General features: G+C 44.3%; 11 protein-coding genes. All 11 read left to right on the top strand.

Going from position 1 to position 17,085, the window contains the following annotated elements; translation table 11 throughout:
- Positions 1 to 8: 8 nt before the first annotated feature.
- The 11 genes from ACEN82_RS16015 (at position 9) to ACEN82_RS15965 (ending at position 16,916) form a co-directional block, all read left to right on the top strand.
- The gene (locus ACEN82_RS16015; RefSeq protein WP_413318493.1) at positions 9 to 1,496 is read left to right on the top strand and encodes a contractile injection system tape measure protein; all 1,488 of its coding nucleotides are present in this window, start codon (positions 9 to 11) and stop codon (positions 1,494 to 1,496) included.
- A complete protein-coding gene (locus tag ACEN82_RS16010; RefSeq protein ID WP_413318495.1) occupies positions 1,493 to 5,101 on the top strand; it encodes an eCIS core domain-containing protein in 3,609 nt (1,202 codons plus the stop codon). The genes ACEN82_RS16015 and ACEN82_RS16010 overlap by 4 nt, the downstream gene beginning before the upstream one ends.
- On the top strand, positions 5,098 to 6,081 hold the full coding sequence (locus tag ACEN82_RS16005) for a tetratricopeptide repeat protein (RefSeq protein WP_413318497.1): 984 nt from the start codon (positions 5,098 to 5,100) through the stop codon (positions 6,079 to 6,081). The genes ACEN82_RS16010 and ACEN82_RS16005 overlap by 4 nt, the downstream gene beginning before the upstream one ends.
- 7 nt (positions 6,082 to 6,088) lie before the next feature.
- Entirely contained in the window at positions 6,089 to 7,042 is a 954-nt protein-coding gene (locus ACEN82_RS16000; protein ID WP_413318499.1) for an eCIS core domain-containing protein, read from the top strand.
- Between the two features lies 1 nt (position 7,043).
- A complete protein-coding gene (locus ACEN82_RS15995; RefSeq protein ID WP_413318501.1) occupies positions 7,044 to 8,372 on the top strand; it encodes an ATP-binding protein in 1,329 nt (442 codons plus the stop codon).
- 289 nt (positions 8,373 to 8,661) lie between these two features.
- Positions 8,662 to 10,974, top strand: coding sequence for a tetratricopeptide repeat-containing sensor histidine kinase (locus ACEN82_RS15990; RefSeq protein WP_413318503.1), 2,313 nt, complete (start codon positions 8,662 to 8,664; stop codon positions 10,972 to 10,974).
- 3 nt (positions 10,975 to 10,977) lie between these two features.
- Positions 10,978 to 12,927 (top strand): sigma 54-interacting transcriptional regulator, encoded by a 1,950-nt coding sequence (locus ACEN82_RS15985; protein ID WP_413318505.1) that lies wholly within the window; start codon positions 10,978 to 10,980, stop codon positions 12,925 to 12,927.
- Positions 12,928 to 13,485: 558 nt separating this feature from the next.
- The gene (locus ACEN82_RS15980) at positions 13,486 to 13,668 is read left to right on the top strand and encodes a hypothetical protein (protein ID WP_413318507.1); all 183 of its coding nucleotides are present in this window, start codon (positions 13,486 to 13,488) and stop codon (positions 13,666 to 13,668) included.
- Between the two features lie 208 nt (positions 13,669 to 13,876).
- Complete coding sequence (locus ACEN82_RS15975; RefSeq protein ID WP_413318509.1) at positions 13,877 to 14,422, top strand: GNAT family N-acetyltransferase; 546 nt, start codon at positions 13,877 to 13,879, stop codon at positions 14,420 to 14,422.
- Between the two features lie 6 nt (positions 14,423 to 14,428).
- Positions 14,429 to 15,601 (top strand): M20/M25/M40 family metallo-hydrolase, encoded by a 1,173-nt coding sequence (locus ACEN82_RS15970; RefSeq protein WP_413318511.1) that lies wholly within the window; start codon positions 14,429 to 14,431, stop codon positions 15,599 to 15,601.
- Complete coding sequence (locus ACEN82_RS15965; RefSeq protein WP_413318513.1) at positions 15,576 to 16,916, top strand: sigma-54-dependent transcriptional regulator; 1,341 nt, start codon at positions 15,576 to 15,578, stop codon at positions 16,914 to 16,916. Before ACEN82_RS15970 ends, ACEN82_RS15965 begins: the two co-directional genes overlap by 26 nt.
- Positions 16,917 to 17,085: the final 169 nt, after the last annotated feature.

The raw sequence follows: 17,085 nt of genomic DNA, 5'->3' as shown, positions 1-17,085 counted from the left end.
GTTGAGCTATGGCAGGGAGCACACATATCATCCATAAGCTGGTACTTGATATAGAAGTATCACACCGAAGCACTGCCCAAAAGGTGCAGGACGAGGCCGTGCGGTACTTTGAACAGGTGCTGCTCAAAAAACTGGAGCAATTGCTGGATGATATGGATCTGCCTGCTCATGTTTTGATAGATAAGATTGATCTTGACCTGGGCTCTGGTAAACTGGAAGATGTATTTGAACAATTGCAGGCAAGCCTGGCTAAGGCGCTTGAGCCGGTTTTAAATCCCGCCGTATTACCCGTTGGTGATGAGCCAGATAACGAGATCAGCTATTCATTGCTTACTGAAGAGCAGCAGGCCTTTAATGTATTTGTTTATTTCCTTAACACGGGCAGGCTTCCGTGGTATGCGGTAGCTGCAACAGAGTGGCTACAGCAGGAAGATGTTTGGTTAAATAAATTATCGGGGCAGTTGATCAATGAGAACGTTTATCAATCAAAACTTATCAATCTTTTTAAGAGCTCACCTCTTGCGGCAGCCAGGTTATTCAGCCAGTTTGGTATGGCTTTTATTAAAAAGCTGGCAATGGTTTTACTTCAGGCCGAGACTTATGGATTTCAAAAAAAGGTCGACGCTGTTGTTGAAGAAATCAGGCGTTTGATAACTGGTGAATCAGCAACAAACATACACGCTAACATTAAAGAGGTTTTACCGGCGGAATTTAATAGCGACTCCGGGCGGCAGATCATTGAAAAGCTCTTGCTGATGATTTGCCTGCGGATAGGCCATAGTGAATTTGCTGGTGATAGTGCAATCCTGAAAGAGCTAATCGCTTTAATAAGCGGAGAGTTAAAAGCTTCTGTTTCAATTTCTGCGATGAGCCTCATTCAAATAGCCGAAACAGTTATCCAATCAACAGAAAATAAACCGCTACAGCAAAATAATAAGCCCATAATCACACCCGATAACACTCCGGAAACAAGCTCAAAAAAAGAAGAAGAAATTGCCGGAACGTATGTAAACCAGGCCGGTTTGGTGATCCTGCACCCGTTTTTGGAGTATTTCTTTAAAGATTTTGGCTTGCTGCAGGATAACGATTTTGTTGATCTGCCCGCAAGGCAACTGGCCGTTCACCTGCTGCACTATTTAGGTACCGGTAATGTGAATGCCTTTGAATATGACCTTTATTTTGAGAAATTTTTATGCCGGTGGCCACTTGACGAGCCATTGGAACGTGAAGTTGAAATACCACAGCGTATGCTTGATGAAGGCGACAATATGCTCCGAACCGTGATAAAATACTGGAAAGCATTAAAAAATACATCGCCCGGCGGCTTGCGCGAAGCATTCTTAATTCGCAACGGGAAACTAATTGAAGCAGAACAGCCTGCCCGCCTTATTGTAGAGCGGATGGACCTGGATATCCTGCTTTCATCACTGCCATGGGGCATTGGCGTAGTTAAACTGCCCTGGATGAATGAACCTTTTTACGTGGAATGGCAATGAAGACACCGCAAAAGGCAGCACCTGCAAACACCAAACAAAACCAGCCCGCAAACAAGCAGGGGGCAGGGAAAGATCCTTTTTTCTCTGCCGCTCATGATGTTGAACAGGCGCAGGAAGCGCCCTTTTTTGAAGGGAATAAGGTTCAGCGTAAAATGACGGTGAATGAACCCGGCGATCATTTTGAACGGCAGGCCGACCAGGTGGCTGATAAAGTTGTTCAACATATTAATCAGCCAAAAACCGTAGCTAACGCTGCAACTGGTTCTACTACGGCTCCTGGTACTGCAACTACCTCCGCTGTGCAAAAGAAAGAAGATAAGAAGGAAGATAAACAGGAAAAAGAGCAGAACGGAGCCGATAAAGAATTACAGCGCCGCCCCATTTTTGAAAGTGATGGCGATCCCAACGAGGGGAATACATTAAAACGCAGCAGCCAGTCGGCCGCACCTGATGTATCTCCGCAAACGCAACAAAAGATCGAAGGCAGCAAAGGCGGCGGCGAACCATTGCCTGCCAATACCCGCGAGGAAATGGAAGGAGCAATGGGCAGGGATTTGAGTGGGGTACGCATCCATAACAACAGTGAAGCCGCCGGATTAAGTAACGATTTACAGGCGCAGGCATTTACCCACGGCAATGATATTTATTTCGGGGCGGGTAAATATGATCCGCAAAGTAAATCGGGGCAGCACTTGTTAGCGCATGAGGTGACGCATACGGTACAACAGGGTGGAAATGGTGTTAAAAAGAAAGGGCTTATCCAACGTGCGGCAACGGCGCCTACTCCGGGGGCTATTACTGCAAGCACAGGTGAAAAGGCCACCAAGGAAGATCCGATAGATACCAAGAAAAAGATAATCTACATACCGTCCATAAATATACCCACTGTAAAATATAATATGATGCCTGCGGGCTCGAAAGCTAATTACACTTTTGATAAAGTTGAACGATCAGGCACACATTTAGAAAAATGGAACAACGCGGCTAAAGCATCAAGTACTTTTACATCTGAATTTAATAAGAAAAAAGCCAAAGAAATACCCTCTGACCAAAGTAAACCAAACTTCTTTTTAACACTCGATTCCGAGAAGCATCATTCCAGTTTATCGCACATTATAACCGGCGATGCAGCCGCAATTCAGGCCAATATCACCCGGCCATTTTGGGATGAGTCGGGCAAGAATATTGAGAGTGGTTATGATGTTGACCATAAAGTTGAACTGCAATTAGGCGGTTTAGACGATACGCCTAATTTATGGTTACTTGAAGCTGCTACCAATCGATCATCAGGCGGAAATATCAAAACCGAAATAGAAAACAAGATAACGGATACACTGAGCAAGATCACAACAATGCCCGATGGGCAGCGGAAGCCAAGTGTCGATTCTGTGCGCGCTAATTATACCATAACTGCAGGTAAGATCCTTGGAACGTTGGGTGTTGCCGGTGGAGGCAAGGGATGGGAGCTTTCAGATATCCAGGCAAGTAAGCACCTTGCAGGGTTGGCGTTTATTTCATCTGCCGATCAGGCCAAATTTAAGCTTGCCAAGGATACCGAGTTGACTTTGATCACGAGCGAGCGATTTGGCAAGACCCTGAAAATACCAAACTGGGAGCCGGGCAAAACGCCGGGAGCAAAAGGCTCTAAAACAATAAACCATCCAATTGGCGCAATCAAGAGCAGGGGAGCCGATCTGGAAATAAAAAAGATAGACTATATTCATCAGGACAATCCAACGATATTAAGTACAGGCTCGGTAGGAACTGCGTATATCGATGTTTTGATGAACGATAAGCACGTTAAAGGCATCAAATTGTTGCCGCAGCCTATTGAAGCTATGCCGGGTTTTTACGGAGGTAAGTTAAATAAGGCTGCTATAAAAACTGCACTTAGCGCACAGCTTGAAGCAAAAGGCTTTAGTCCGATAAAAATTGAAGAAATTGATATAGATCCCAATACCGGTTTGGTTGGGTTTGGTAAAATTAATACCGATGTCCCATTCATAAAAGGTTCGGCTATTGACATCATTTTTGACGCGGATGGCATCAAAATAAGTAAGGTATTCAATAGCGGTGAACTTAAGGTACCCCCTCCGTTCAAGATCACTAATACATCACTTGAGGTTTATGCTGCAACATCGGGCATAGGCGTAAAGGGCATTGCTGATTTTGAAATAAAAGGCTTGGGTAAAGGCCAGGTGGGAGCCAAGGCTAATTCTGCCGGCGAGTTTGCGCTTGATGGTACTTTTGATTTTGATTCAAAAACCTTTAATCCGGCACAAATTAAAGCTTCGTATGCCAATGGTGAGTTTAGCGCATCGGGCGACATCGGCATTCCTGCAGGTAAGGTAAAAGGCCTTAAATCGGCACATATAAAAATTGATTATGCAAAAGGCATATTTAATGCCTCCGGTACTGCCGAGCCGGATATTAAAGGCGTAAAAAGCGCAGAGATCCATGTCACTTACGGCAATGAAACATTGGTTATCGGCGGCAGCTTCGTTCTTGACGAAAATATGCCGGGCATCCAAAGTGGTAGCGGTAATGTTGAAGTTACCCGCGGCCCGGATGAAATTTACCATGTAAAAGCCAATGGTAAGGCGATACCTAAAATACCGAAGATCAATACTGAGTTGTCAATCTCTTATGACGACGGCGCGCTAACTATTGAAGGCAAGGCATCTTACGTTGCTGACCGGGTATCGGGCGAAGTCACTGTTGGCGCAACCAATCGCGCTATTGCTGCTGATGGCACGCCATCGGGTCCGGCGGGCGATAAGTTTACGGCTTACGGCTCGGGTAAATTAACGCTCAAAGTTACCGATTGGCTGCAGGCTTCGGCAAGTGTGAGGGTAACCCCGGCCGGTGAAATTGAAGTTGTTGGCCGTTTGGACCTGCCTTCGGCTGTTGATGTTTTCCCTAAAAAGAGCATCAATAAAGAGCTGTTCAAAGTACCAACCATCCAGATCCCCATATTCGCCATCCCGCTTGGGCCTAAAAGCATTGGTATTGTGGCAACTATTGATGGCGGCCTTGATTTTGACGCGGCAGTAGGCCCCGGGCAACTTAAAGACGTTTTTGGACAGATAGAATTCAATCCTTCACATCCCGAAAATACACGTATTACCGGCGGTGCCAAATTTGTGATCCCTGCGCACGCTGGTTTAAAACTCAAAGCCGCATTAGGTATTGGCTTGAGCATCGGGCCTGCCAGCGTTACCGGTGGTATTCAGATAGTTGGCGGATTAGGATTGGAGGGTGAGGCAAGCGCCGCTGCCGACCTCGCCTGGTCGCCCACAACCGGCTTTGAGTTTAACGCGTTGGGCGAGATTGAGGTACACCCTAAGTTTACGTTTGATGTAAATGCGTTCATCAAAGCCGAGCTTGATCTGTGGGTTACTGATATTTCAAAAGAATGGACTAAAAACCTGGCGTCATTTAGCTATGGCCCGGATCTGCAGGTTAAAGTTTCGCTGCCAATCCATTATAAAGACGGCGAACCGTTTGATGTTAAAACCGATGATATTAAAGTTACCTATCCCGAAATCAGTATTTCTGATATAGCAGGTGGTATAGCAGATAAAGTAAAAGAAGAAATGTTATGAGCAACCGAAGCCAACTAACCGAACTGATAAACCTTGGTGCCATACAGCAGCTTAACGGCAATTTTGAAGCTGCAGAGGCTTATTATGCAAAAGCGGCTGATTTAAATGAGCCCAATGTTACCCTGCTCAATAACCGGGGCATGTTGTTTTACCAACAAAACAAATTTGCCGAAGCGAGGCCGCTTTTTGAACGCGCTTTAGAAATTGATAATCAAAATGCTTCGGCATGGCTCAATCTGGCCAATACCGAGGTTTTGCTGGGCCAGTATGATAAAGCTTTAAATGCTTTCAGGCAAACTATTACGCTTAAGGCCGATCAGTTTGAGGCTTGGGAAGGACTGGCTAAGTTGTATATGTTATCAGCAGATATGGAAAGCGCCGAAACATGCTGGCTTAAAGCGGTTGAGCTTAACCCCACAAGTTTAAATTTATTGATGGGACTGGCACAGGTTTACCTTTCAACCGGGAGGTATGATGAAGCTTTTGAAATGGCCGATTATGTATTATCCGAAAACCCGCAAAACAGCAGGGCATTGCAAACTGTGGGTCTGTCCCAATTAATGATAAAAAACTATGCCTTGGCTACCGGGTACCTGATCAGGTATTTAATGTTGTTCCCTGCCGATATAGCCGTGCGTAATCACCTGGCGGTTGCGTATTTGCAAAGCGGCCAGTTAAATGAAGGGGCGGCAGAATACGAGCGGATCCTGGAATATGACCCTGAAAACGAGGAGATAAGGCTAAATACAGGAGTGCTTTGCCTTGGGCTTAACCGTTTTGACGCCGCGTTTGCACACCTGGAACTATTGCTTGAACAACATCCCGAAAACAAAAAAGGAAAACTATACCTGGGCATAGCGTTAGCTAATTTAAATCAGAGAGATAAGGCAAAGATGATTTTTGAAGACCTGCTGCATGATGCCGGCGAATGGGGCGCTCATGCCAAAAAGCAATTGGATCTGTTAAACAATTTAAACTAAACCTCCTATGAAATACATCCAAAATACACGCCAGCCGCTTAGTCAGAAACAGGCGGATAAAGCCGAGAAACCGTTTTTTAATGGCAGCCGCGAAAAAAGCAAGCAGGATAGTGATGCCTTTTTCCAGGCGAGGAAGATTGACGGCAACCAGGACAGTGCCCTTGAACAGGAGGCCGATGCGGTAGCACATAAGGTGACTATGGCACAGCAGGCAACTGCTAATTCGTCACAGCGGATGGGACAAATGAGCGTTCAGAAAAAGGGGGCGGATGAGGAAAAGGATGCTAAAGGAACCCAAAAGAAAGAGCAGAAGGATGAGAAAGAAGAGGGTAAGCCGCAGAAAAAAGACGAAAAGAAAGAAGAAGAGAAACCAACTCAGAAGAAAGAGGAGGATAAAAAAGATAAAGAGCCCCAAAAGAAAGAAGAAGATAAAAAGGATAAAGAAGGGGTTCAGAAAAAAGAGGAAGAGAAAAAGGACAAAGAACCGCAAAAGAAGGAAGAAGACAAGAAAGACAAGGAGCCGCAAAAAAAAGGCGAAGAAGATAAAAAGGACGAAGGCAAGCCCCAGAAAAAAGAAAAAGGCGAAGAAAAAGACGATAAGGCCGCTGCCCAAAAAAAGGAAGAAAAAGGTGGCAGTGTAGAAAAAACCGAAGGTAAGCCCGAAGCCCCGGAAGCCAAGTTTGACAGGTTGTTGAATGAAAGTAAAGGTGGCGGTAGTCCTCTGCCTGCCAAAGTACGTGCGCAATTGGAGCATCAGATGAATGCCAATTTTGAGCAGGTAAAAATCCACACCGGGCAGCAGGCTGTTGAGCTTTGCAACCTTTCAAAAGCGCAGGCCTTTACACATGGCAATGATATTTATTTTAACGCAGCCAAATTTGACCCTGAAAGCACGGCCGGTATGAACCTGTTGGCGCACGAATTAACCCATGTTGTACAGCAAAACGGCCCGCGTAAATAAAATGGATACTAATATTAAGCAATTAAAAGCGCTGATGCAGTATACAGCCGGTTGTGTTGAAGCCAGGTTGCAAACTGTATTTGGTAACGACGCAACTTATTTGCCTCCGCTGCTGCCCCAGTTGGAGCGAAATGGCAGTGTGCTTGAGAAATTAATTGACGATCATAGCTTGAACAGCAATGAGGTTATTGTACTAATGATGGCCCTGGTACCTCATTTACAGGTTGAGTTTTTTGATGAAATTATTCAGCCTTACATGCGTGAATCGGGCGATTTTCAGCAGATTGGTGGTGTTAGGAGTCGTAACGGGCGCAGCTTTTTACCAACCGGTCAAACAGCAGTTTTTGTTTTGGCAGGCGATGACCTGGAAAAGCGGCTGGAGATAGCCGATCTGTTTCATCATCATAGCAATCTGGCAAAACAGCATATTTTATACCTGGAGGATGTGCCCGAAGGTGAGCCTGCTTTATCTGGCAGATTATTGTTACAGCCCGAATATGTTGAACTTTTGATCAGCGGCACCGAATCTATTCCCAAACTAAGTATGAACTTTCCGGCACAATACCTGGAAACTACCTACAACTGGGACGACCTTGTATTGAACGATACTACCCGCAGGCAAATTGCCGAGCTGGAAAACTGGGTGAACTACCAGCAAGTATTAATGACCGACTGGGGTATGGAGCGGAAACTGAAACCAGGCTATCGGGCATTATTTCACGGCCCGCCGGGAACTGGCAAAACGGTCACTGCATCTCTGCTCGGTAAGTATACAGGCAAGCCCGTTTTCAGGATCGATCTGTCAATGATCGTATCCAAGTTTATAGGCGAAACAGAAAAGAATCTCTCCAAATTATTTGAAAAGGCAGATAATAAAAACTGGATCCTGTTTTTTGACGAAGCCGACGCGCTTTTTGGCAAACGGACTAACGTTAAAGATGCGCACGATAAATATGCTAACCAGGAAGCATCGTACCTGCTGCAGCGTGTGGAGCAGCATAATGGCCTGGTAATACTGGCAACTAATTTTAAAAATAACATTGATGAGGCCTTTATGCGCCGGTTTCAGTCGGTTATTAACTTCCCGCTGCCTAATGCCGATGAACGCTTTACTATCTGGCAAAAATCATTTCCGCCTAAAGCCAACCTCAACGGGCACATTAACCTTGAGCAGATCTCGCGTAAATATGAGCTCAGTGGTTCCGGGATCTTGAATGTAGTACAATTTGCCTGCCTGCAAATGCTGGCCCGCAAGGAAAGCCGCATAACCTCTGAACTAATATTGGAAGGTATTGAAAGAGAGTATACTAAAGAGAACCGGGTTTGGTAGGAACCTCCGGGATATAAATCCGAAATTTCCCTGCTATCTATAATCTGTACAATCGAATCCATGATCTGTACATTGATTGGTTGAGCAGGCTTCGGGATTTTTATGCTGGTCCGGATCCTGGTTATCTCAGCAATAAAGAAAATTTAGCTTTCTGCTTATTGATGCCGTTTGCATAAAATTGAATAAATTTAGCAAATCATCGCCTATCACTATTCCGTGACTTTCACAGGAGATGACTTCGTTATGGTTTTGTCGGTAATTATCTCTGGGGCAATAAAATACTAAGTGTATGTTTAAATATATAGCGACATGTTTTATTGCTTTAATTTTTGCCCCAAGCGTTTCCGGGCAAAAAAAGATGGACATTGCTACCATCAAACTCAACCTCGATAACCAAAAAAACAAAGTCGACACCAATACTATTAAGGTGCAAATACAATTAGGCAGCTATTATCTCAACAAGCAAGGCGACCACAAAGAGGTGCTGGATAGCGGCATCACCGCTTTCAATAAGGCCATACAAATGAGTGTTGCCATCCATTCGGCAAAGTGGCTTAACGAAGCTATGATGCTTAAAGGGGCCGCGTATCTCAAGCAGGACAACCTGAAACAGGGCAAAGCTATTTTTATGGAAGTGGTTGGTTATTATCGTAAAACGGGTGATAAATACCAGGAAGGTAAAACCCTGGCCCGCTTAGGCGATAATATATCTATAGACGATACAGTTGCCATTCCTGATAAAATAAATAGTTATGAGCAGGCCCGGGCCTTATTTCAGCAAACGGGGCATAAACTGGATGAGGCTGATATGAACAAGAACATAGCCGACATCCATCTTAGCCAAAAGAAACTTGATCTGGCCGAAACCGAACTGCGCCAGGTGCTGGCCCAATACAAAGCAATAGGTTACAAAAAACTTCATTATACCTATCATTCCCTTGCCGAGATAAGCAAACAAAAGGTTGATCTGCATAACGAGCTTTTATATCGCCACGAGGTAATAAAAAGCATGAACGCCACGGCTGATACGGCTTTGGCCGATTTTTATTACGCCAAACTTGCATTGGTATATGCCGATCTGAATAAATATGACCAAAGCCTCATCTATATTCTTAAATCGGCAGAGATACTAAAGCATAGAAAACAATACGAAGATTTTTATGGATACCTGAGCCTCATTATTTATGATTTCATAACAGCTAAAAGACCTAAAGAAGCACTGGCATACTTGAAACAGGCGGTAAAAGATGTACCGCCGAAGATCCTGGCGCAAAAGGTTGATATGTATGAGGCATTTGGCAATATCTACGTTGCCCTGAAAGATTACCCGGAGGCCGAGCGATATTATCTGAAAATGATGGACGTTTATAAGGTTACTAACTTTAGTAAAGACTTTTATACCACCAACGAGCAAATGGTTACTGATTTTGTTCATTACGACGAAACCATGGCCGGCTTTTACCTGCTTACCCAACAGTATAAAAAGGCGGGCATTTATACAAAACAGATCTTATCGCTGCCATCTAATACCATCAGGCCTATCACCCTTACCAAGATACATGGCATGCAGTTCCGGGTTGATTCGGCATCCGGCAACTATGTAGCTGCTATAAAACATTTCGAGATCCATAAACGCCTTGATGACTCGTTGTTTAATGCCATTAAAAATAAGCAGATAGAGGAGCTTGATATCAGATATAAGACTAATGAAAACAAGCAGTCGATAAGGTTTTTACAGGAACAGAGCAAGAATCAGAAAGCCGAACTGCAAAAGGTAAACATGCAGCGTAACATCACTTTTGGCGGTGTGGCCATGCTTATCATTATGGCAGGTTTGGCATTTAACGGTTACCGGCACAAGCAAAGGAGCAATCAGCAATTACAGTTAAAACAAACAGAAATTAATAATCAGAACCTATCTTTACAAATCCTGCTTAACGAAAAGGATGGCCTGTTAGATGAAAAGGACTGGCTGTTAAAGGAAGTGCATCACCGGGTAAAAAACAACCTGCAAATTGTAATGAGCCTGCTTAATACACAATCGGCATTTTTGAAGAACAACGCGGCACTTGCCGCAATCCGGGAAAGTCAAAACCGGGTACAGGCCATAGCGCTTATTCATCAAAAGCTGTACAGTAATTCGGATGTGGCTTATATCGATATGTCGGTTTATATTAATGAGCTGATCAATTACCTGGCCGATTGTTATGATCCCGGCGATAGGGGAATTCGTTTTGAGCAAATGATACAGCCCGTTAAGCTTGATGTTGCCCAGGCCGTACCCGTAGGCCTGATACTAAACGAGGCCATTACAAACGCCATAAAATATGCCTTTCCTGCGCAGCGGGGCGAAATTAAAGTAGCCTTACGGCTGGCCGAGGAAACTATTATACTCACCATAGCTGATAATGGAATAGGCTTGCCTGTTGGTTTTGACATCCAAAAAGCAAGCTCATTAGGAATGGAAATGATGAAAGCATTAAGTAAACAACTGGGTGGTTATTTTAAAATAGAAAATTACGGCGGCGCTATAATCACCGTGGAATTCAGGGCCGAGAAGATGTTAAATAATATTGAACGAAAAACTTTTGCAGCTAATTAAAATATGAACAAAAAGATATTAATAGTTGAGGATGAGTCGCTGGTGGCGTACGATCTGAAATTAATATTAACCCGTGCCGGTTATAAAGTTTGCGGCATTGCCGATTCTGTACCCGAAGCGTTGGAGATCATTGACGAGCAAAAACCGGAAATGGTATTGCTTGATATATTTTTAAAGGGCAGCCTGAACGGTATCGACCTTGCCAAAGTGCTCACTTCAAAAAATATAGCATTTGTATACCTGTCGGCTAATTTTCAGGAAAGTATCCTGGAACGGGCAAAGGCTACGCAGCCTTACGGTTTTTTGGTAAAACCATTTCGCGAAAAGGAGTTGCTGATAACCCTGGATGTTGCTTTTTACCGGCATCAAAACAGTATCGAATCAAAATTACGCCAGGAGCAGGCCCTGGAGCAGGTATTTAAAAATATTGTTGCTGAGCCCATAAATTGGAAACAAAAGTTGTTGAAAATAGCAATGAGTATCCAGCCGCATGTACCGTTTGATTATTTAACTGTTACCATGAAAAATGGTGCGGGTTTTCCTGACAACGCCATTTCATTTTTGCGTACAGGGTTTGATGAATACCAGGTTATAGGCCCGGATGAATTGGTAAACATCACAAAAACAAATAAAAAACAGCTTAACCAGATGCAGGATGACAGTCCGCGGATAACCAAGGCTGATTTTTATAATGCTGCTAATTTTGTTAAGATTTGGCCGCAGTTTCCCGTTAAAAAGCTTATTGCCCAGGTTTTTAATATGCAATCGTTTTTAGGATTGCCTTTGCTTTCGTCAGGAGGGGATGTTATTCATTTTTCGTTTTACAGCCGCAAAACCGACTGTTATACCCATGATCATTTGATTTTGTTAGATCGGCTGTACAGATCATTACTGACCACGGTGGAGGAGATCATCCCATTTGATGTGCCTGAGCCGTCACTAACGAGGGTTGATAAATTAGGCCAAAATCAATTGAGTGAGAAAAGCAAAGCTGCAGGTTTTAAAGATATTATCGGTAAAAGCCATCAGATGCTCACCGTACTCGACCACATTGGCATAGTAGCTCCGCTTGATACATCGGTATTGGTTTTAGGCGAAAGCGGTACAGGTAAAGAGCAGATAGCTAAGAGTATCCACTATCTGTCGCCCCGTAAAAACAAGCCTTTAGTAGTGGTAAACTGTGCCTCCATGCCGGCTACACTGATTGAGTCCGAATTGTTCGGACACGAAAAAGGTGCTTTTACCGGAGCTGTTGAAAAGCGTACCGGTAAGTTTGAGCTGGCCGATGGCGGTACTATTTTCCTGGATGAGATAGGGGAAATGCCGGCCGAACTACAGGTTAAACTATTACGTGTTTTACAGGAGCAGGAGATTGAACGCATTGGCGGCAGAGGACCGGTGAAGATCAACGTACGCATAGTTGCGGCTACTAACCGCAACCTTGAAAAAGAAGTTGAAGAAGGCCGCTTCCGGCTCGATTTATATTACAGGCTGTTTGTGTTCCCGATCATCATTCCACCTTTAAGAGAACGTAAAGATGATATCCCGGTATTGGCTAATCATTTCCTGGCACGTTACGCGCAAAAGATCGGTAAAGCGGTAACGGGGATCTCAGCAAACGTAATGGCCCAACTGCTTGAATACCACTGGCCGGGCAACGTGCGCGAGCTGGAGCATTTTATTGAACGCAGTATCCTGTTAACGGATGGTCCGGTAATAAAAGATGCTTACCTGCCCAAGCTGCAGGGAAAAAAAGAAAATCCTGTGTACGCCGGAATAGCGACCGACAGATTAAAAACCATTGATGAACACGCCCGCGACCATATTTTAGATGTACTGAAACGTTGCAATGGCAAAATAAGCGGTAAGGATGGGGCAGCTTCCAAATTAGGCTTGCCGCCATCAACCCTGCATTCAAAAATGCAAAAGCTGGGGATCAAAAAATGGGAGTAGGGCTGCTGTATTTTATAGTAACTTATTGATTTTAAGTTGGTTTTGATTGATGCGGACTTAAAGCAAACTTTCTCGCCGGGAGACTGCTTTGAGAGGTAACCCTGTCTCTTTTTTAATTTATTGATTGTTAGATATTTAGGTGTAAATAATTCGAATTTCTGTTAACCCTGTTAACCCCCCCCCATAGCCGTTAACTTAAGGGATTAAAGCGTGAGGGAATGCGCGATTCCCATCTTGAGAGGAGCGGAGGGGTGTGTTTCTGCTTTGATAAGTCTATCGCAGAAACACAGCGCTGCTACAACTCATTCCTTCGCGCCTCGTCTTGAGAAGAGATTGTAAAGTTTTTGACCGATCAGTCATTTAATTTACCCACCTCTTTAATAATATCGGTCTGCTTTCAATACTTTATCATTTTGATAATTTATATATCCCAAAATGATAGGAGGGGAGGTGGCAGCTAATGGTTGCTTTAACGCGGTATGTGTATTTTGAGGGGCTTTGTTGCCTTTTGGCATAGGTTTGGTTTGTTGCCGGCTTTTATCATTAAGTTAAAAAGCCATGGCAGCATTTTATATTATACTTAAAATTACCGCTTTAATAGCAGTCATCATTGTTTCAATTACCGGCCCTAAAAAGAAAAAAGTAACCCCAAAAACTGAAATGAGTGGATTGGCAGTAAATGCCGATGGTTACCTTGAGCATTTCAAAAACAGCCCTGAATACCATCAGCCGGTTCAATAATTATCAAAATATCTTGTTTTGAAAATAGAAGCCTTTCATTTTGATAGGCTTTTTTTATGCTCCGGACCTGCGCTAAAAACTAAAATCTTCATTTACACAGCCTAAACCTATAAATGGCCCATGCGTGCCACAACGGGCATTCTTTTGGTACTGGGGTATGTACAGTTATTCAACAAATCCGTGCTGATAGCTGAAATAAACATATAAAATGGAAGATGAACGAATTATTGTAAGGCCGGCTATCCCGGCCGATGTGGTGTTCGCCGATGAAATTATCAGGGAAATGGAAAGTTCGGCCATAGCAAGGGGCTCGGGTATTTCCAAAAGATCGGCCGCCTCAGTAATAGAAAAAATCGATACTGGCAAAGCTATAATGGCCGTAACTGAAAATGGCGAATGGGTAGGTTTCTCCTACATCGAAACCTGGGACGATGGGAAATTTGTATCCAACAGCGGGCTCATCGTATCACCGCAACGCCGTAACCAGGGTGTGGCGTCTGAAATTAAGAACCGTATTTTTAACCTTTCGCGCAGTAAATACCCAACCGCCAAAATATTCAGTATCACATCGGGTTTGGCCATCATGAAAATGAATACCCGTCTTGGCTTTGAACCTGTAACCTATGCCGAAGTAGCGCGTGAACCTCGTTTCTGGGATGCTTGCAAAAGCTGCGTAAACTACGATGTGCTGCAAAGTAAAAATCGCTGCAATTGCTTGTGTACTGCCATGTTATTTGATCCTCAACTAAACTAATCAGTTATGATAAAAACATTGAATGAGCAGCCCGTCACCTCCCTGATAGGGCATACTATGCCTTTAAACCCGCATTTTTTTAGCGAATCAGTTGTGCTGCTGCAGCACATGATCAAGATATCGTCGTTCAGTGGCGATGAATGTGCGGTTGCTGATACTATACAACAGCATTTGCTTGGGTATTCGGTAAAGGTGAAACGGCACGGAAACAATATCTGGTGCTTTAATAAATACTACGATGAAACTAAACCGACAATATTGCTTAACTCTCATATGGATACGGTTGTGCCAAACGAAGCTTACACAAAAGACCCGTTTTGTCCGGAAATAAGCGAAGGGAAACTTTATGGCCTGGGGAGTAATGATGCGGGTGGTTGTGTGGTATCGTTAATAGCTGCTTTCCTGCATTTTTATTGCTATCAGGGCCTTGGTTTTAATTTATGCCTCGCCATTACTGCTGAAGAGGAGAACTCCGGCGAAAATGGCATTAAATCAATCCTGCCCTTGCTGGGCAATTGCGAGCTGGCTATAGTTGGCGAGCCTACTTTATTACAGATGGCCATTGCCGAAAAAGGCAATTTGGTTATTGATTGCGTAAGCAATGGCCGCCCCGGTCACGCCGCGCGCGAAGAGGGCGATAATGCCATTCATAAATGCCTGCGCGATTTGGAATGGTTTAGCCTGTACCAGTTTCCGCAACAGTTAAAAGGGATCTCGCCGGTAAAGATGACGGTAACTACTATTAAAGCAGGTTCGCAACATAATATTGTACCTGGAAGGTGTGAGTTCACTGTTGATATCAGGCATGACGATACATTTTCACAGCATGAAATTGTTGATATCATCAAACGTAATGTATCCTGCCAGGTAAGCCCACGCGCCGGTTCGCTGGGGGCGTCATCGGTATCTCCCGAGCATCCTATTGTTAAAACGGGAATAGCTGTTGGCTGCAAAACTTATATCTCGCCTACCACATCTGATCAGGCCTGGTTATCTATCCCTTCGGTAAAGATTGGTCCCGGTGATTCGGCCCGCTCACATTCGGCCGATGAATTTATCTACTTCGAAGAGATCAAGAAGGGGATCAGCTTATATGTGAGGTTGCTGGAAACACTACCGCTGATGCTCATCAATAATCCAAACAAATACAAAAATGAAATCAAGCATATTAATAATTGATGACGAAGTTAAGCTGAGCGAACTGATGGCCCGGATCCTGGTGCTGGAAGGTTATCACGTAATTCAGGCACCAAATGCCAAAGCTGGTCTGCGGATCATTGAGCGAGAGGATGTGAGGGTGGTGCTGAGCGATGTGAAACTGCCCGATGCCAATGGCGTTGAACTGGTGCAGCGCATCAAACAAATAAAGCCCTACATCGAAATCATCAACCTAACGGCCTTTGGTACCATCAGCGACGGGGTGCTTGCTATTAAAAACGGAGCCTTTGATTATTTAACCAAAGGCGATGATAACGATAGGATCATTCCGCTGGTAAGTAAAGCGCTTGATAAAGCCAACCTGCAATACCACATTAACGAGCTGCAAAATGAGGTTGAAACGCAGCACGGCTTCCCGATAGTGTTGGGCCAATCGCCGGCGATACTGGAGGCGGTTGAACTGGCAAAAAAAGTAGCCTGCACTGATGCCACCGTTTTGCTTTTAGGCGAAACCGGCACAGGCAAGGAAGTATTTGCTGAAGCTATCCATTATGAAAGCCTGCGTAAAGACAAACCCTTTGTTGCCGTTAACTGCAGTGCTTTTAGCAAAGAGTTATTGGAAAGTGAATTGTTTGGTTACAAGGCCGGGGCATTTACCGGTGCGCTCAAAGACAAGAAAGGCTTGTTTGAAGAAGCCAATGGCGGTACTATTTTCCTGGATGAACTTGGCGAAATGAGCCATGACCTACAGGCCAAACTGTTGCGGGTGCTTGAAAACGGTACTTTTATTAAAATAGGCGAAACCCGAACCATTAAAGTGAACGTACGCCTCATTGCAGCCACCAATCGCGATTTGCAAAAGGAATCGGAAGACGGGCACTTCAGGCTCGATCTGTTTTATCGCCTTTCCGGCTTTTCTATAGTACTGCCGCCCCTGCGGGATAGGATAGGGGATATTGAGGTGCTGGCACGGCACTTTATCAAGCTGTATTCGGCCAAAGTGAAGAAAAAGCAGCCTGATGTGGACGAGAACTTTTTTAAACTGCTCAACCAGCATAAGTGGAACGGCAATATCCGCGAACTTAAAAATGTAATTGAGCGGGTAATCATCCTGATGGACGAACCTATACTCACTCCTAAGCTACTCCCCAACGAATTTCATAACGGTGGTTATTATGACCTTGTAGCACTTGATTTGGATAGCGTAGAACGCCACCACATCCGCAGGGTCCTGAAATATGTGAAAGGCAATAAATCAGAAGCCGCAAGGGTGCTTGGAATTGGTTTAGCCACCCTGTACCGTAAAATTGAAGAGTATCATATTATTATGAATTGATATTGGGGGACAAATAAAATCAGGGTCATGTTGAACTTGTTTCAACTCTTTTCTGGCGCAAGTCTTGTGTGGCGGCCATGCGGGTGGCTGACTTGTGACTTAGCAAATTGTCCGTAGAAGGCACAAGTCAGCCCTGCACTGCCCAACACGCAAGACTTGCGCCAGAAAA

The sequence above is a fragment of the Mucilaginibacter sp. Mucisp73 genome (assembly GCF_059491465.1).
This window is presented reverse-complemented; position numbering and strand designations above follow the sequence as displayed.